Consider the following 16,485-nt stretch of genomic DNA (forward strand, 5'->3'; position numbering starts at 1 on the left):
TAAGGCCGTGGCGAACGGTGAGCCGTCGCTGACGGCACAGGTGCAAGCGCTCATGCGGGCCGGCCAGCTAGGCGCGGCCCGCAGCACCCTCGAAGAGCGGCTCCAGGAGTCAGACGAGGACCTCGAGGCCCTGTACCTGCTGGCCGTCGTGCTGCGCTACCAGGGCGCACCCGAGGGCGCGCAGCAGACCCTGGATCGCCTGTTCGCGCTCGATCCCCAGCATGGCCGCGGCCATCAAGAGCGTGGCCACCTGATGAAATCGCTCGGTCGCGCGCAGGACGCGATCGAGGCCTTCACCGCTGCCTGCCGCTTTAACCCCGCGCTTCTCGCCAGCTGGCGCGCCCTCGAAGAGCTCCTCTCAGCGAGCGGCCAGGGCGCACGCGCCCAGCAGGTAGCGACCCAACGGCAACAGCTGGAGCAGCTGCCGAAGCCACTGCTGGTGGTGCACGACCTCCTCGCCCAGGGGCGCCTGCTGCAAGCGGAAGAACGCTGCCGCGCGTTCCTGCGTCGGCACCCGCGCCAAGTGGAGGGCATGCGATTGCTGGCGCAGATCGCCATGCAGCTGGGCGTACTCGATGACGCCGAGTTCCTCCTTGAGAGCGCCGTCACGTTGAGTCCGGACCACATCCCGGCCCACATCGACTACATCACCGCCCTGCGCAAGCGCCAACAGTTCGAGAAGGCGCAAGCCCAGGCGAGGGCATTGCTGGCGCGCGATCCCGACAACGTCCAGTTCCAGTCCATCTTCGCCGTCGAGTCGATGCAACGCGGCGACTACGACTCCGCCCTCGAACAGTTCGAACGCATCCTTGCACGCCTGCCCGACGATCCCGTCACGCTCACCTCCAAGGGCCACGCACTCAAGACCTGCGGACGCTACGACGAGGCCGTGGCCGCCTACCAGCGGGCCATCCAGGCACAGCCCCGCCACGGCGAGGCGTGGTATTCCCTCGCCAATCTGAAGACCTATCAGTTCTCCTCGGCGCAGCTCGAGCAGATGCGAGCGCAGCTTGAGGTACGCGACCTCCCTCACCAGGATCGGGTGTACCTGTGCTTCGCCATGGGGAAGGCGCGGGAGGACGAGCAGGCCTACGAGGAGAGCCTCACGCATTACGCCGAGGGCAACGAGATCAAGCGCCGCCAGAGCCGCTACGACGCGGATCGCATGCGCGCGGAGCTCGCCGCCCAGCAAGCCGTCTGCACGCCCGAGTTTTTCGAGGCGCGGGGCGGCTATGGCCACCAGGCACCCGACCCGATCTTCGTGGTCGGCCTCCCGCGCGCTGGCTCCACCCTGTTGGAGCAGATTCTCTCCTCACACAGCCAGGTGGACGGCACCCTGGAGCTGCCGAACGTACTCACCCTCTCTCAGCAACTCCGCCGCCGCCCCCGGCCGGACACCGCAAGCGATAGGTCCGCCGTGGCGGGCGCCTATCCGGCGATCCTGGCCGACCTCAGCGCCGAGGACTACGTACGCTTTGGTGAGCAGTACATCAAGGAAGCCCGTATCCATCGCCGCGGGGCGCCGCGCTTCGTCGACAAGATGCCCAACAACTTCCGCCACATCGGGCTGATTCACCTCATGCTGCCGAACGCCAAGATCATCGACGCGCGGCGTGAGGCGATGGCGTGCTGCTTCAGTGCCTTCAAGCAGCTGTTCGCGGAGGGGCAGGAGTTCTCGTACTCGTTGCACGATGTGGGGCGCTACTACGCGGACTACGTGCGGTTGATGGAGCACTGGGACCGCGTGCTGCCCGGCAAGGTGCTGCGCATACGTCACGAGGATGTGGTGGATGACCTCGAGGGACAGGTGCGGCGTTTGCTCGAGTACTGCGAGCTGCCCTTCGAAGCGCAGTGCCTGCGCTACTGGGAGACGGAGCGAGCGGTGCGAACGCCCAGCTCGGAACAGGTGCGCCGGCCGATCGATCGGGGGAGTACGGAGCAGTGGCGGGCGTTCGAGCCATGGCTTGCCCCCTTGCGGGAGGCCCTTGAGCAGGGGCAGTAGCGACTAGACTTCATAGGCTTGAGCTTCCGTTAGACGGCGTGGGATATTGTCGCAGCATCCCCTGGCAACCGGTGATCTCGTGACCGCATCCTTCGAGACCAGCACGCCTTCTGAACGGACAGCAGCCCCCACCGTCGGCGCAGGTCGCCTGCAAAGCCTCGATGTGCTGCGTGGGTTTGCGGTGCTGATGATCTTCGTCGTCAACATCAAGATGATGGCGAACGGATACAACCACTACGCCGATCGATCTCTTTGGCAAGGCGAATACGACCAACTGATCGGCTACCTGCACAACCTCTTGGTGCATGGAAAGTTCGTGACTATTTTTACGGCGCTGTTCGGAGCAGGTTTGGCGCTGCTCCTCGCACGCGAGAAGCCCGTTGCTCTGGCGGTCGTTTTGCGGCGCCTTGCTTGGCTAGCAGCTTTCGGTGCGATCCACCTCATCTTCATCCGGGAAGGTGACATCCTCGTGCAGTACGCCCTGGTAGGATTCCTGGCGATTCTCTTTGTGAAAATGACGGCGACTGCGCTGCTCACGATAGCGGTTTTCCTCCAGCTTACACTCTTCGTCGCAGGGGTTGTGTTTCCCGTTCATTACGACGCCATCCCCATACTCTGGCAGGACGGGCCCGACATGCACCTCGAGGTGCAACGGATCATGCTCGGAACCTCGAGCGACCAAGTGTCGGCACGCCTCGACGCCGTTCGGTTCTACATGCTGGATCTATTCGTGTTCGGCCGGGATTGGCTCGACAAGCTGTCGGTGATGCTGCTGAAAACAGGCTTCCTGACGGGCGAGCTTGCGGCTAGAACCTATGGCGAACTCACGATCATCACCGCATTGGTTTGCGCCACCTTCCTGTTGGCAGCACCGCTCTGGCTCGCCCGCTTCCGCTTCGGTCCGCTGGAGTGGCTTTGGCGCTCACTCACCTATGGAGAACGTCAGAAGATGATTCGATCTTGACCGTCGAGCGCTCGGCAAGTCTCAGGGCTTGAGATGTATCATCTGTAATCCCGAAGAGCCAGCCCGATCCGAAGGTGCATGGGCAAGGCCCACTGCGTAAGGGACGTTTCCGGTCATGCGCAAACCAAGATCGCACTTCACCGTCACAGCACTCGCGTTGTTGGCATGCGCAGCATGTTCGATGCCCGGGGGTAGTGAGTCCCTCGCCGACAGCCCTGTTGAGGCCCAAGGCTGGAAACGCTGCGCCGATGGCGTGGGTCGAGCTGAGGTACTCGCGCAAACGCAGGCCGCCATCGCCGTCCTGCACGACTTCTCGGACGCCATCTACGACCCGCAGCAAGTGGTCAGCTTGACCGCGCCACGTGACGTACTGCCCGGTGAGACACCGTACGTTCTCGGCTCTGCGTCCTGGGGTGAGGGCGTCTGGGGCCGTGGCTACTTCACGGCGAAGATCGACGCACCGCGCTTCGCAGGAGCCGACGACCACAGCGCGTATGCGAAGTGGTACCGATCACGCAACAACTCCACACACCCCCTGATCCGGGACATTGCCCGGCGAGCCATCGCCTACATGCGTCTCGAACGCCGAGGAGAGGCACCGCCGGGAAGCCTCGAGAAGATCGCAGCGGCGACGGATCTCCTGCTCCGCGTGCAACAGCCTGATGGACACTATCTGGTGTACCGAGGGTTGGCATCTCCCGGCGTCCCCTCCGCGCTGAACTGGGAAGAGACCGCGGGAACGATCCGCAGCACCTACTCGACCTCACAGGCGACCCGGGCCTTGTTGCTGGCGTATCAGTTCCACGAGGAGCGAGGGACCTTGACACCCCAACTCGAGAAGCGGCTACGGCAAGCCCTAATTCGCGCGGCGCAGTGGATTACCCAGTTCAGGGAGAAGGTGATCAACCGGGCTTACCTGAACGTTCGCGCGCAGGCCATCGAAGCCCTGCTGGCAGCGTACGCGGTGGGTGGCAACGTCTCTTTTCTTGACCAGGCCGTGGATCTTTTCAACGGGATGAAGGACCGTCAACGAGAGGACGGCGTCTGGGCGCTGAAGGGAGCCCCCGATGAACTCCACGACAGTGACGCCTCCTACACGGGCATCATTCTGCGAGCCCTTCTCAGCCTCAGAGAGCATCTTCCCGACGACTCCAGCGATCCCGATCACGCCCTCACCGTGTCGGACCTCGAGCGGGCCATCGCGAAGACGACGCAGCATTTTCTCGCTGCGAATACCGGTTGGGCAAAGGATGCACCTGCCGCCCGCGTGACCAAGGACGGCCACGTCCGACAGTACCGAGCACGCAGACGATCGACGGCCGGCTACGGATGGCAGGTGGCCACACAGATACAACGGGCGGTAGTGCTCAGGGTTCCTGGAGTCGACCCCGAGGCGTCGAGCGACTTGGCGCATTGCATGCTCGGCGCCATGGCGGGCGGTGTAAACAACGGCACGCTATTTCGAGAGACGGCAACGCTGATGGAGTCCCTCGCCTCGTTTTCGGCCTCCGAGTCCGCGGCACCCAACGCCCCCGATAGGAGGAACGGAGCGTTCTAGCGAGGTGGCGGCAGACTCCTGATCACCCCTCGCTGCCAACGCCATTGGCTCAGCACCACGAACCCTGCGAGAACCACCGCCCCACCAGCCTCGAGCAGGATCAGCAAGTTCATACGCAAGGTCAGCGCTGACATCGGCGCGTAGAGGTAATGACCCAGGGCGCTTACGCTGATTAGAGAGAAGACGCCGAGGCCGAGGGCCGCCATCCCACGACGTCGCGCACGGAAGGCGAAGTAGCCCACCGCCAAGCCGATGAGCGCGACGATGAACAGCATGTCCACGATGTGCGGACCGGTGATCCAGTCGGGCTCGGGGTAGCGATGAAAGAACACGATGTTGTCCAGGCAGTGCGCCGTGGCGACGATCAGGTTGATCCCCACCAGCACCAGCGCCGCCCGATCCCAGCCATTTGTGGGCATGGCCCTCATGAGCTCACCCTCGCGTGAGCGGCATTGAACCCCGCCGTCGTACCGGTGATCGGAATCCGCGTAGCCATGGCTCACCTCTTAGTCTCAAATGGCCGTAGCGCTCATGGTAGCGCCCCTTGGGGATCGACTTGCAAACCCGTGCAGGCACGCCGCGCCGTGGACAAGGAGCTGAGCATGACCCGTCGCAACTTATTGAACTTGATGGGCTTCGGTGCGCTCGCACTGGGCCTGATCACGGATTCGGCCGCGGCCCCTTGCCCGGCGGACTGGACGCCAGCCTTCCCCGTCGACCCCGTGCGCTACCCGTTCACGCACCAGTGCATCACCCTAGGCCAAGGCACGGTGCATTACTTCGACGAGCAGACGAACGCCGACCCCATCGCCACGGTGCTGATGCTCCACGGCAACCCCACCTGGTCGTACTTGTACCGGGATATCGCCCAGGGCCTGCGCGATGCGGGCTACCGCGTGATCGCCCCGGACCTCTACGGCTTCGGACTCTCAGACAAGCCGTCGCTCGCGAACTTCGGTTACCGGCCACGGGATCACGCGAGCACCGTCGCCGCCTTCGTCGAAGCGCTCGACCTGCGAGACCTCATCCTTGTAGTGCAGGACTGGGGCGCACCCGTCGGCATCAGCGCGGCCGCCAACGCACCGGATCGCTACGGCGCATTCCTCATCATGAACACCTTCCTGCAACCGATGAGCTTCGCTAACCCCGGAGTTAACCACCTCGGGGTCGATTTCTCCACCGACAACATCGTTAACGAGGACGAATGGCGCACCACCGGCCGCATGCCGCGCGACGTCGGCATCAGCCTGGGGTCGCTCTACGGCGAGGTGGGCAGCGAAGACTTCATCGCTGTGCGCGATGCCTACTGGGGCCCCTTCCTGGACCCACAGACGGAACTTCCCCTGAGCCCCGACATCGTGGCGCCGACCAACATCTTTGCGCAGAACCTGCTCCTGAGCGCACCCCTGCTGGCGCGCAGCCGCGCGACGATGCGCACGCAATTCAGCGACCGTCCGCTGTACCTGCTGTGGGGGCACGACGATCGCATGTGGGGCGCCCTGCGTTGCGACGTGGATGTGGACCCCGCCTGCCCCGCGGAGAGCACCTGCCGCTTCCGCGACGGTGCTCGCTTCTGCATCGGCGCCGACGACGACTTCATCTACCCCCAGATCGACAACGTGCGCGAGGCGTGGGGTGGCGCGAACATCGTCGGCGAGACCATCAGTCGAGACGGTATCCACTTCGTGCAGGAAGTGGAGCAGGAGGCGATCATCGAGGCGGTGCAGGCCCTGCAGGCCGCGATGACTCAGAGGCGAACTGAGCCCTAGCCCAAGCGGCCATGGTCGGCAGGTAGTCGGGCGGGTAGCCCAGAGAGAAGAGGTTGTGCCAGCGGGCCATCCCGTGACGGTAGCCTTCGAACACGTGTAGCTCGATGCGCTTTTCCTGCGCATCTCGCAGGTGGGTCAAGGTGCGCACGGCCAACCTCGTCGGCACGTTCTGATCATCACTAGCGAAAAAGACGAGCAGCGGCACGTCCAATCGCTCGAGGTAAGGGCTGGGGTCGTAGAAGATGTCGGCTGCGTAGCGCTCGAAGCGCGCTTGATCGTAGGCCGCGAGACGCATCCCGATCACCGCCAACCACTGGGCGTCCACTTCCTGCAGCCGACGGGAGAGTTGATCGCGCTGGGCGGGTAGCGGGGCTTTGGCGCGCGCGGCCTCGCGGTAGTAGTGCCAGATGTCCGAGCGTAGGGCGGCGATGGTGGCGAGGGTCGGCTCATCGTCCAGCCCCGCCGCGAGTAGCTCGTGGCGGATCTCCCACAAATTGGTGGTCATCCAGTTCGTCGGCGGCCCCGCGCGATTGATGATGAAGCGCAACGCGCCGTCGCGGGCCGCGATCTCCGGTGTGAACCAGCCACTCTCACTGGAACCGAACACGGCGACGCGCGAATCATCCACATCGTCCAGGGTGCGCACGAAGCGCAGCGCCGCGAGAGCATCTTCGATGAAGTCTGCGTAGGTCGCCTCGGCGAGTTCACCGCCGGAACGCCCGGAGCCTCGCTTGTCGTAGGCCAACACCGCCACACCCTCACGCAGGAGGGCGTTGGCGTGGGCGGTGACGAAGGGCGGCAGGCCAGCGGCGGCGCCAGACCCGTGCAGCAGGATGATCACCGGGTAAGGGCCTTCCCCACTCGCCCTCGGCACCAATAGCGAACCCGCGAGCACCACGCCGTCCGCGCTCGCAAACTCGCCCTCTCGCACCTCTCCGTGAAGACGCAGATGCTGGCTCCAGGTGAATACCCCGACGCAGAGCGAAAAAGCTAGTAGAGGTGTTAGGAGAAGCAATAGCTTGCGCATGGGAGACTCCAGGGTGACGGGTAACTCCCCTAACGCTGCGCACTGCCCGCAGGTGAAGTCGTCTCAGGTGGCGGACTGAGACGTCTCGTTCGAGGCGGTGAGTAGCGACTTTCGATAGGCGGCGGGGCTGGTGCCATACGCCGCGGCGAAGGCGCGGTAGAAGGTCGCCTTGCTCGGGAACCCTGCGTCCAGGGCGAGTTCGAGCGCAGTGCGTTGGGTGTTCGCGGGATCCTGCGCCAGCGCGCAGAAACTCGCCAGGCGCTGGGCAGTGATGTACTCGCCAACCTCCATCTGATGCTCACTATCGATCGCACGGCGAATCGTATCCGGGGCGAGCCCGGTCTGCTCGGAGAAGGCCTGCAGCGTGAACTCGGGATCCAGATGGGGTTGGCGCTCGGCCAACAGCGCGACGACCTGCCTCGTCTCCTTGGCGTTGGCGGACGCTGGCGGCGAGCTCGGCGGCGGGCGGTTCAACGCATCCGGATGGCTCAACACGTAGTAGCCGAAGAAGAAGATCACCCCGACGCTCACCAGTGCGCCCAGGGTATCCGCATCCCCCAAGGGGGCGTAGCCGATCACCTGCGCGAGCAGTGCGGCGTAGCTCAAGAACACGGCGAACAACACCGCTCCCAGCCAACTCAGCAGGTGGCGCAGGCGGGGACGCTCGCGGCGTTTGCTGCTTCGCAGACGCCCAAGCAGCAAGCACACGCTTATCGCGCCGTAGGTCGCGAAGCTAAGCGACTTGAGCAACACGAGGGCGACGACTGCAGTGCCCAACTGCGGGTGCGCGATGCCGATTGAGTGCTCCCCCGCACGCCCAAGGAGAACCGCCACGGCCAACGCAGCGCACGCGAGGGGAACGAAGTGCAGGGCGACGTGCCTCGGGCGTCCACTCCCCACCGGCGCGATCGCGGCGCGAACAAACTGGTACAAGGCAGGCGGCAGGGCGAACTCCAACACCAACCCGAGCGGCCAGTCGCGGCCGGCTTCGGAGATGTCCAGCAACTCGCCGAACAGCATCGCCCCCAGGAAGCCATTGAGCACGGCCAACCACCGCGCAGCCTCGCCGTTGCGCGTGCGCAGGGTGAGCAGGGCGACCGTGAGGAAAGCGGCCTGAGCGACGCCTGCAGCGAGCGCCCAAGCGAGTACGTCAGTGGAGAGACTCATCGTGCACGGCCGATCCTCGAGGATCGCCCAGCGTACCTGTCGGCACACTACCTCGGCGTCTCAGGAACGGCCCTGAGACGTTCCAAGCGTCTGTCCTAGTGGGCATCCAGGGGATGAAAGCGTACGAGCTGCCCCCCGTCACCCCTCGGCGGCACACTGCCCGAGAGCACGCGAGCGAAGTAGCGCTCCTCACAGTGCAGGCGGTCGCCGCTTACCTGACGAAGGGAGAGCTCGAACGCGAGGTGGGGAAAGTCTGGCGAGAGCGCCAGGTGAGACACCCATCTGCCTGTTGCGGCCGCCTCCAGCCGCATGCTGCTGGAGAGCGCGGGTGCGCGATGCGTAGGCATCTGATCCGGGGTGGAGAACGTGACGGGCACCCCGTAGTGCAGGCGTAGCTCGGCGCGGTGGGGGCCCTCGATGCCGTCGATTTCGATCGCCAGCTGCAAGCGATCTTCTTCGAGGCGAACGTAGTGGACGTCCGCCTCGAAGCTCTCGCCGGGAAACCCCGACATGCTGAACTCGCAGGTCTCATCCGCACGGGTGGAACCTGCACAGAGAGCAACGAGCCAGGCCAGGACAACTGGCGCGCGCAACGCTGGAAATCGCACGTCGCGTGCTCCTCTCCCTGAGACGACGTGATCCCGGAGCACGGCGACCATCGCCGTGCCCCGATCGGAACGGCTGCCTTAGCCCTTGGCCACGTAGGCGCTACACCAGCCCGTCGACTTCACGAGGTTACCCGCGAAGATCGGGCACGCGCCCCACGCTGCGCTGCCGCCCTGGAAGAGCTGGCAGTTGGCGCACGCCTGGCCCGCGGCGTAGCGCGGCTGGGCACCGCTGTCCACGGCGGTGGCGTCGTGCTTGTAGCCGAGGCTCGTGGCCTGGGCGCTGTTTTCGTCGAGCTTGTTGCCATCGACCATCTCGCCGACGGCGCCGGCGGCGTCTTCGACGCGCTGCTCAGCGGCGTCCATCGCATCGCCGACGGCCTGCTCAGCCTTGTCCATGACCGATTGCGCCTCATCGGCCACCGAGTCGGCCATGTCCGCCGCAGCGTTCGCTGCATCGTCCGCCATGTCCGCGGCGGTGTTCGCTGCATCGTCCGCCATGTCGGCTGCCGCGTCGATCGCATCGCTGGCACCCTGCTCTACCGCTGAGGCCGCATCGCTCGCCATCTCGGCGGCGTCGTTAGCGGTCTTCTCGATCGCCTCGGCCGCGTCCGCCGCGACTTCGCTGGCCGTGCTGCCGCCACCGGAGTCACTTCCCCCGCCGCAACCGACGAGGCCCAGGACCGGTAGCGCCGCTGCGCTGGTACCAAGCAGCTTGATGACTTCTCTACGATCCTGCTTCGCGTCTCGCTCGCTCATATGACTCTCCCAGGGTGGCGATGTGTTGATCCGACAAACATAACGGAGACCGTGCATAGTGCCGCAAGGCGTAGGAAAGCAGTAGCGTCGCTATTTTTCTTTGCGATTCACCCAACCTCGAGTACGCGACAACCATGCCACCTACAGCGCCAGTCACGTAGACTTCTGGATGTGATTAAGATCGATTCGCAACTACTGTCCGAGGATGCCCTGGTGGGCGTGATCGATGACTTCATCCTGCGCGAGGGCACGGACTACGGCCAGCACGAGCTAACGCTCGAGGCCAAGCGCGAGCAGGTGCGCGCCCAGCTGGACGCGGGCAGCGCCGAGATCTGGTTCGACCCCGACTCGGAAACGGTCACCCTGCGCCGTGCGGACGATCCCCCGCCCACCTAGTAGTCCCCTTGGCAGCGCCCTAGGGCGCGCAGGCCAGCTCGCGCTAGGGCACCTGGGTGAAGTGACCGTGAATGCACAGCCACTTGCCCGCCTCGCGGACGAAGATGCGAGTGGACTTGCCGCGACTGGTGAAGCGCTCGTCGCCGATCATGCCCGAGTCGGTCCAGTAGTAGGTGAGCCAGGCGGTATCTCCGCGCACGGTCACCTCAGGTTGGTGCATCTGCGTATGCACCCCGGTTGCACGCGAGGTCCAGTCCTCCATCGCGCGCAGTTCGAGCGCCTTGCCCTTGGCGAGGTAGACGTCGCCCTCGCCGAATAGCGTGTAGTCCGGATGCACGTGCTGCGCGTAGGCCTCGACGTCGCCGCGCTCGAGGGCCGCCCACATGGCCACCAGGGTGGCCTTGATGTCCTCGGCGTCGTCCGCCTGGGCCGGCAGCATCCATGTCACACCCACCAGTAGCGCGCAGCCTAGCCTCACCCACCTCGTCATCCTCATCTCCCTGTCGTCGACCAGTCGCTCAGCGCCCCAACGCCTTCGAGCGCACGTGCGAGACCATAGTACTCCGCCCGGCAGCAACGGCGCTGGCAACATCGCCCGCGCGTGCTAGCGTCGCACCCTAATCGGCCCACCACCTCCCGGGAGTGTCCATGACCCTTCGCCGCACCCTTCCCCTGCTCGCCCTGTGCCTTGCCCTCTCGGGCCCGAGCTACGCAAGCAAGCGCATCGCCCTCACCTTCGACGACGCCCCGCGCGCGGACGGTCTCGTGTACTCGGGCGAAGAGCGCGCCGGCGCCCTAATCGATGCATTGGCCAGCGTGGACGCGGGCCCCGTCGCCTTCTTCGCCACCACCCAGGGCATCGAGCGCGAGCGCGATGGCCGCGAGCGCCTCGAGCGCTACGCCGCCGCCGGCCACCTGATCGCCAACCACACCCACTCCCACCCGTGGGCCCACCGCACCGAGGTGGCGGCGTACCTGGCCGACGTCGACCAGGCGCAGACCTACCTGAAGGAGATGCCCAACTACCGGCCCTGGTTCCGGTTCCCCTTCTTGGACGAGGGGCGCGAACCTGCTCGGATCCAGGCGATCGCCGACGGATTGCAGGAACGGGAGTTGGTGAACGGCTACGTCACCGTGGACAACTACGATTGGTACCTCGACCAGGCCCTGCAGGACGCCCTCGCCGAAGGTCGTCCGGTGAACTATGAGGCCCTCGGCCGCCTGTACGTGCGCATGCTCACCTACACCGCCGAGTACTACGACAGCATCGCCGCGCAGATGCTGGGCGAATCGCCAGTGCACGTGCTGCTCCTGCACGAGAACGACCTGGCGGCGATGTTCGCCGACGACCTCGTGCGCGCCCTACGCGATGACGGTTGGACGATCGTGAGTCCCGACGCGGCCTACGACGCCCCGCTACCTACACCGAAGACTCGCCACACGAGCCAAGGTCGCGTCTTCGCCCTGGCCGCCGACGCCGGACGCTCTCGCAACACCATGTGGACCTGGGCGATCGATGAGGGAATGCTGGATGTGATGCTCGCGCGCAGCGGTGCACTCCCGCCCGCGCCATCAACGTCTGAGCGATAGCGCAGGCACGTCTCTCGCTGGTAGAGCAAACCTGGCCTACCGGTTCCGCTGAGCGAGCACGCGCTCGCTCGTCGGCCTGCGGAGTCAGGTCTCGCCCCTCGGCCCCCTCCCGTATCGTAGGGAAAAAGCAGAACGACCGGGAGACGACCCGCCGGAGCTCGCGAGCGCATCCGCACACACCTCGCTGCACCCTGGCGCACACACGAGGTAATGGCATGACGATGAACTCACCACCGCCCCGCTTGGGGCTCACCATCGCCACCGTTGCGGGCGCTCAGCTTCTGCTGGCCTCGGCGGTCGGCCTAGCCGACACCCAGCCCACCCTGGCCGGCGCCGAGGCCAGCGAGCGCTTCACGCGGATCCGGCCCCTCGCCTACGAACGGGCCCTACGCAACCCGCTCAAAGGCTTCACCAACAACGGCGGCAGCGACAACGAGTGGGCCACCCTCACCCATCACTACTTCAAGTGGAACGAGCTGGAGAACGACGTCTCGGACGGCCTAGACAAAATCCTCGAGGTGTCCGATCGGGTCTTCGGCGACGTCGAGGCGCGCAACATCAAGGTGATCCCGCGCGTCTATCTGCACTGGGATGCGGATCATGAGAAGTACTGGCCCGACGACATGGTCACTGACGACTACGAGAGCCCCCAGTTTCGGGAGCGAGTGACAAGACTGGTCGATCGCCTCGGCCAGGCCTGGAACACCGATCCTCGGGTGGCCTTCGTCGAACTGGGCATCTTCGGCAAATGGGGCGAGCATCACTCGCCGGATCCCACCCTCGCGATGCAGGCTCTCGTGGGGCAGGCGTTCCGCGATGCCTTCCCGGATAAGCACGTGTCCGTGCGTCACGTATGGGAGGACTTCTCGGGTTTCTCCTTCGGCGAGTATTGGGACTCGTGGGCCCATCAGCAGCAGATGTGGGGCCACGGCAGTGGCGTCGCCGAGGTCAATCGGACCGACGATCGCTACCTAAGCACCTACATCGGTGGTGAGGTGGCCTACAACTGGGGCAGCTCCCACATCCAACCGGGCGATTCACCCACCGACAGCGTGTCGGATCCCGTGCACCGGGACTTCGTGGAGAATTCCATCCGTTGGCTGCACTGCAGCCAGCTGCGCTGGATCTCCGCCTACGACGAAGACGATCCGGTGGCGCGCGCCGGCGCCGAAGTGCTGCAGCGAGCGATGGGCTATCGCTTCGTGCTGCACCAGGTCATCGCCTCGAAGCGGGTGCGCGGCGGCGTGTTGCGCTTCGCCGCTTGGGTGAGCAACGAGGGATCCGCGCCCTTCTACTACGACTGGCCCGTCGAACTGGCCCTGCACGACCCGAGCAGCCGGGAGGTCGTGTGGTCGACCACGCTGGACGGCGTGGACATCCGCGAATGGCACCCGGGCCAGGACTGGACCGAACCCGCCTGGGTGGCGAGCGACGAATGGCCCGATTGGGTCGTGGCCGACGGCTGGTCGCCGATGCCGCTGGCCTGGGGCACACCGCCGCGGGTCAACCGCATTCGCGCAGACGTCGCCGTGGACGCGCCCGCCGGGGAGTACGTGTTGAGCATCGCGGTCCTCGACCCGGCCAGTGGCCAGCCGAGCTTGCGCTTCGCCACAGCCAACTACTGGACCGGTGGCCGCCACCCCCTGGGGCTGGTGGCCATCGACGTCGATGGCGGCGGTCAGCTGCCGCCGGACACGGTGTTCGACGACCCCATGGCGGACGACACGGTCCACTACTAGCCCGGGAGCCGAGCAAGGGCCGTGCGCTATGATGCACGGCCCTTGCCCACCATCGGTCTGTCGCGATGTTCAAACGGCTCATTCTCGGTTCCGTCCTCCTGGTCATCCTCGCCGTCGCCATCACCCTCGGCACGCTGCAGTTCAGCGCGCTCAGGGCCATCGACCAGACCCTGCGTGAGCCGCCACCCGCCGCTACCGTGAGTGTTCCGCGGGGTACGGCGGAGGGCGCCAGCCCGCAGGCGGTGATCTTCGTCGGCAACAACTGGCAGGGGTCGATCACGGTGGTCGACGCTGCCGACTACCGCGTGCTCGGCACCATCAACGGCATCCCGGACAAGCAGGAGCGACTGCAGGCGATCAAGGCCGACTTCGTCGACCGCACGATGTTCTTCGGCATTCGCCACCTGATCGGCGAGGGCAACGACCAGTACGTCGACGACATGTACAGCACCCTCGACGGGCGGCGGCTGATCGTATCGCGCCCCAGCTTCGCCGATGTGGTGGCGATCGACATCAACACCGGCGCCATCGACTGGCGCTTCGAGGTGGCCGGCGTGCGCGCCGACCACATGGCCCTCTCGCCGGACGGCCGCCACGTGGCCGTGTCCGCCTCCACGGGCAACGTGGTGCACGTCATCGACGTGGCGAGCGGCGAGGAGTTCGGCCGCTTCCCCACCGGCGACTCACCCCACGAGAACGTGTTCTCGAAGGACGGCACGCGCATCTTCCACGCCAGCATCGGGCGCGTGTTCTCGCCCTTCGACTCCCTCGGCGGAGGCTTCGCCAAGGGGGAGCGTCGCTTCCAGGTGGTCGACGCGAAGACCATGGAGGTGCTCGAGCGTTGGGACATGCGCGAGAAGCTCGACGCCTTCGGCCTGCCGGACGTGAGTCCCGCGGTTCGACCCATGGCGCACAGCGCGGACGAGCGCCTGTTCTACTTCCAGCTGTCCTTCCTGCACGGCTTCGTGGAGTACGACCTGGAGGAGGGTCGGATCCTGCGCAAGGCGGACCTGCCCAAGGTCACCACCGCCAAACGGACCGAGTACATCAACGACTCCGCTCACCACGGCATCGCCATCAGCGGTGACGATCGCACCCTGTGCGTGGCGGGCACCATGGACGACTACGTCGCTCTGGTGGACGTGGCGTCCCTCGAGGCCCAGATCCTGAGCGGCCTGGGTGAAAAGCCCTATTGGGTGGTCGCCGATCAGACCGGCGAGCGGTGCTTCGTCTCCTGGAGCGGCACGGATCAGATGTCGGTGATCGACATCGATGGTGCGCGCGAGATCGCCCGGGTGGACGTGGGAGATCACCCTCAGCGCATCCGCGAAGGCTTCGTGACCGGTGCGTGGTATCGCGCGAGCGGGAGAGGATCGTCGGCCCGCTGATCGCCCGCCTCGGCTGACGCCAAAAGGCGACAGGGGCGAAAAAGGTGGAGGCAAGGGCAGGGAGACCCTTGCCTCCGTACTAGGGACCACTTCAGTTACGAAGCTCCTCTGGGGAGCAGGTGGCCTGGCTGATTTTGCGAGCGAGGTCCTCGCACTTTCGTGCAAGTAATTCGGTTAGCTAGGCTGTATATCTTTCTTGTAGAAAAGCTTCGTGGGGATGATTGGAGCGCAACCGCGCAGCCCTGACAAGCACCTCACGACAATCCACCTCCGCTACGTCACTACTGATACATCTGCTCTCAATTGCGATCGCCAGCGGCAAGCATCGGGGGCTCGGCGCACCGCAATATGCGCAAACTCACCCCTACCCTCCCGCCCAGCGGCCTCGCCCGGCCGTCTTTCGAACCATCGTTTCTCGAACCGGTCCATCTGCTAGCGCCTTGGCCACGCGTCGCTTCTCGCGGCGTGGGTGGGCGGTCCCTGGAGCGAGGCGGACATGTTTAGGAAGAGGCGACGAGGACCTCGGGAAGCGACCGTGCGCCTGGCCCTGGCCTGCGTGGGGGCAGCCACCGTCACGGCGGCGCTGCTCCTCGCCATGCTCGCTCTGATCCGAAAGGACGCTTCGGTTTCTGTCGAAGCTGACGCGCGCAACCCGACGCTGCTGTTCTACCGACGTGCTACCACCCCCGAGGCAACGTCCGAGCGACGACGTGACGAGATCCGATCAGCCGCCGTGACCGCGAAGGCGCCACCCTCCAGTGCTCCGACCCTCGGCGCCGACCTCGCCGTAGCACCCCCCTCGGCACCCGCCATCGACGCTGAGCCGATCGCCCCGCGATCGATCGTCGTGCCAGCCGGGCCACCGGCGCTGCCGAGCGTTCGCCGCGCCGAACCATCGGTCCCGGCGGACTGGGATGCCATCGCCAGCGAGGTCGTGCGTGGCGCTGATGCGCGAGATCGGGCAGAGCGCCCTTCGCACTTCTCGGGCCGACCTCAGGAGGGCCCGGTGATTCCCCTGCAGGCTCCCCCAGCGAGACGACGGCGGGGCGATATCCCCGAGTCGTACACCAACGCCTACGGGGAGGTGGAAATCCAGGTCACCCCGTACTGTACGGCTCGCCAGCAACGTCCGATCGAAGTGCTCGACTCGATCGACACCTTACCGGCGATCATCCACTGCAAGCCCGAACCCAGCACCTTCGAACTGCCGGAGGAAATCCTCCGCCGAGCCAAACGATCACGCACAACCCCGTAAAGCACGGGCATGGCGATGAGGTTGAGGTGCGGGGAAAAAAGTGGAGGTGAGGGCGGGGAACCCTCACCTCCCAAGTACTAGGGACCACTTCAATGTGCGAAACGCCTCTTTGGGAGCAACGGACCTGAGCTAGTTTGCGAGCGAGTTCCTCGCATTCTCATGCGAGTAATTCGGTTAGCTAGGCTCTCTGACGAGAGATTGGCAAAGGCGTTTCGCGGGATTGATTTGAGCGCAGCAACCCTGTGGTGACAAGCAGGAGTGCGAAA

15 protein-coding genes are annotated in these 16,485 nt (G+C 65.5%); 9 read left to right on the plus strand and 6 right to left on the minus strand.

What is annotated here, in order from left to right:
• Positions 1-7 precede the first annotated feature (7 nt).
• From AAF184_09130 to AAF184_09140, 3 genes are all read left to right on the plus strand, one after another.
• The gene (locus AAF184_09130) at positions 8-2,002 is read left to right on the plus strand and encodes a sulfotransferase (GenBank protein ID MEO0422483.1); all 1,995 of its coding nucleotides are present in this window, start codon (positions 8-10) and stop codon (positions 2,000-2,002) included.
• Positions 2,003-2,081: 79 nt separating this feature from the next.
• Complete coding sequence (locus AAF184_09135; GenBank protein ID MEO0422484.1) at positions 2,082-2,966, plus strand: DUF418 domain-containing protein; 885 nt, start codon at positions 2,082-2,084, stop codon at positions 2,964-2,966.
• A gap of 181 nt (positions 2,967-3,147) precedes the next feature.
• The gene (locus AAF184_09140; GenBank protein ID MEO0422485.1) at positions 3,148-4,524 is read left to right on the plus strand and encodes a hypothetical protein; all 1,377 of its coding nucleotides are present in this window, start codon (positions 3,148-3,150) and stop codon (positions 4,522-4,524) included.
• On the opposite strand, the gene AAF184_09145 is transcribed toward AAF184_09140, so the two are convergent.
• Positions 4,521-4,943, minus strand: coding sequence for a hypothetical protein (locus AAF184_09145; GenBank protein MEO0422486.1), 423 nt, complete (start codon positions 4,941-4,943; stop codon positions 4,521-4,523). The genes AAF184_09140 and AAF184_09145 overlap by 4 nt on opposite strands.
• Before the next feature lie 183 nt (positions 4,944-5,126).
• Here AAF184_09145 and AAF184_09150 point away from each other — a divergent pair, with 183 nt between their 5' ends.
• Positions 5,127-6,293 carry an alpha/beta fold hydrolase gene (locus AAF184_09150; GenBank protein ID MEO0422487.1) on the plus strand — a complete coding sequence of 389 codons (1,167 nt, stop codon included), beginning with the start codon at positions 5,127-5,129 and terminating at the stop codon, positions 6,291-6,293.
• Here AAF184_09150 and AAF184_09155 read toward each other — a convergent pair.
• The 4 genes from AAF184_09155 to AAF184_09170 all read right to left on the minus strand — a co-directional run bounded on the left by AAF184_09155 (position 6,235) and on the right by AAF184_09170 (position 9,851).
• Complete coding sequence (locus AAF184_09155) at positions 6,235-7,320, minus strand: alpha/beta fold hydrolase (protein MEO0422488.1); 1,086 nt, start codon at positions 7,318-7,320, stop codon at positions 6,235-6,237. The genes AAF184_09150 and AAF184_09155 overlap by 59 nt on opposite strands.
• Before the next feature lie 63 nt (positions 7,321-7,383).
• The gene (locus tag AAF184_09160; GenBank protein ID MEO0422489.1) at positions 7,384-8,487 is read right to left on the minus strand and encodes an AraC family transcriptional regulator; all 1,104 of its coding nucleotides are present in this window, start codon (positions 8,485-8,487) and stop codon (positions 7,384-7,386) included.
• A gap of 95 nt (positions 8,488-8,582) precedes the next feature.
• On the minus strand, positions 8,583-8,999 hold the full coding sequence (locus AAF184_09165) for a hypothetical protein (GenBank protein MEO0422490.1): 417 nt from the start codon (positions 8,997-8,999) through the stop codon (positions 8,583-8,585).
• A 174-nt stretch (positions 9,000-9,173) separates the two neighbouring features.
• Positions 9,174-9,851, minus strand: coding sequence for a high-potential iron-sulfur protein (locus AAF184_09170; protein MEO0422491.1), 678 nt, complete (start codon positions 9,849-9,851; stop codon positions 9,174-9,176).
• 171 nt (positions 9,852-10,022) lie between these two features.
• Here AAF184_09170 and AAF184_09175 point away from each other — a divergent pair, with 171 nt between their 5' ends.
• On the plus strand, positions 10,023-10,247 hold the full coding sequence (locus tag AAF184_09175; GenBank protein ID MEO0422492.1) for a YheU family protein: 225 nt from the start codon (positions 10,023-10,025) through the stop codon (positions 10,245-10,247).
• 43 nt (positions 10,248-10,290) lie between these two features.
• Here the strand turns inward: AAF184_09175 and AAF184_09180 are convergent, their stop codons facing one another.
• Positions 10,291-10,725 (minus strand): DUF4440 domain-containing protein, encoded by a 435-nt coding sequence (locus tag AAF184_09180; GenBank protein ID MEO0422493.1) that lies wholly within the window; start codon positions 10,723-10,725, stop codon positions 10,291-10,293.
• 170 nt (positions 10,726-10,895) lie between these two features.
• Here AAF184_09180 and AAF184_09185 point away from each other — a divergent pair, with 170 nt between their 5' ends.
• From AAF184_09185 to AAF184_09200, 4 genes are all read left to right on the plus strand, one after another.
• Positions 10,896-11,837: a polysaccharide deacetylase family protein gene (locus AAF184_09185; protein MEO0422494.1), complete on the plus strand. Its 942-nt coding sequence runs from the start codon at positions 10,896-10,898 to the stop codon at positions 11,835-11,837.
• 215 nt (positions 11,838-12,052) lie between these two features.
• Positions 12,053-13,576, plus strand: a complete 1,524-nt coding sequence (locus tag AAF184_09190) for a DUF4832 domain-containing protein (GenBank protein ID MEO0422495.1) — start codon at positions 12,053-12,055, stop codon at positions 13,574-13,576.
• Between the two features lie 65 nt (positions 13,577-13,641).
• Positions 13,642-14,964, plus strand: coding sequence for a serine/threonine protein kinase (locus AAF184_09195; protein MEO0422496.1), 1,323 nt, complete (start codon positions 13,642-13,644; stop codon positions 14,962-14,964).
• Between the two features lie 496 nt (positions 14,965-15,460).
• Positions 15,461-16,219: a hypothetical protein gene (locus tag AAF184_09200; GenBank protein MEO0422497.1), complete on the plus strand. Its 759-nt coding sequence runs from the start codon at positions 15,461-15,463 to the stop codon at positions 16,217-16,219.
• Positions 16,220-16,485: the final 266 nt, after the last annotated feature.

The organism is Pseudomonadota bacterium (assembly GCA_039815145.1).
In the GTDB taxonomy this organism is placed as follows: Bacteria; Pseudomonadota; Gammaproteobacteria; order Steroidobacterales; family JBCBZW01; genus JBCBZW01.

Excerpts from the sequence above, each read along its gene's own strand:
- AAF184_09140 (MEO0422485.1), top strand. The coding sequence starts at position 3,148 with ATGCCCGGGGGTAGTGAGTCCCTCGCCGACAGCCCTGTTGAGGCCCAA.
- AAF184_09145 (MEO0422486.1), bottom strand. The coding sequence starts at position 4,943 with ATGCCCACAAATGGCTGGGATCGGGCGGCGCTGGTGCTGGTGGGGATC.
- AAF184_09150 (MEO0422487.1), top strand. The coding sequence starts at position 5,127 with ATGACCCGTCGCAACTTATTGAACTTGATGGGCTTCGGTGCGCTCGCA.
- AAF184_09155 (MEO0422488.1), bottom strand. The coding sequence starts at position 7,320 with ATGCGCAAGCTATTGCTTCTCCTAACACCTCTACTAGCTTTTTCGCTC.
- AAF184_09160 (MEO0422489.1), bottom strand. The coding sequence starts at position 8,487 with ATGAGTCTCTCCACTGACGTACTCGCTTGGGCGCTCGCTGCAGGCGTC.
- AAF184_09165 (MEO0422490.1), bottom strand. The coding sequence starts at position 8,999 with ATGTCGGGGTTTCCCGGCGAGAGCTTCGAGGCGGACGTCCACTACGTT.
- AAF184_09170 (MEO0422491.1), bottom strand. The coding sequence starts at position 9,851 with ATGAGCGAGCGAGACGCGAAGCAGGATCGTAGAGAAGTCATCAAGCTG.
- AAF184_09185 (MEO0422494.1), top strand. The coding sequence starts at position 10,896 with ATGACCCTTCGCCGCACCCTTCCCCTGCTCGCCCTGTGCCTTGCCCTC.
- AAF184_09190 (MEO0422495.1), top strand. The coding sequence starts at position 12,053 with ATGACGATGAACTCACCACCGCCCCGCTTGGGGCTCACCATCGCCACC.
- AAF184_09195 (MEO0422496.1), top strand. The coding sequence starts at position 13,642 with ATGTTCAAACGGCTCATTCTCGGTTCCGTCCTCCTGGTCATCCTCGCC.
- AAF184_09200 (MEO0422497.1), top strand. The coding sequence starts at position 15,461 with ATGTTTAGGAAGAGGCGACGAGGACCTCGGGAAGCGACCGTGCGCCTG.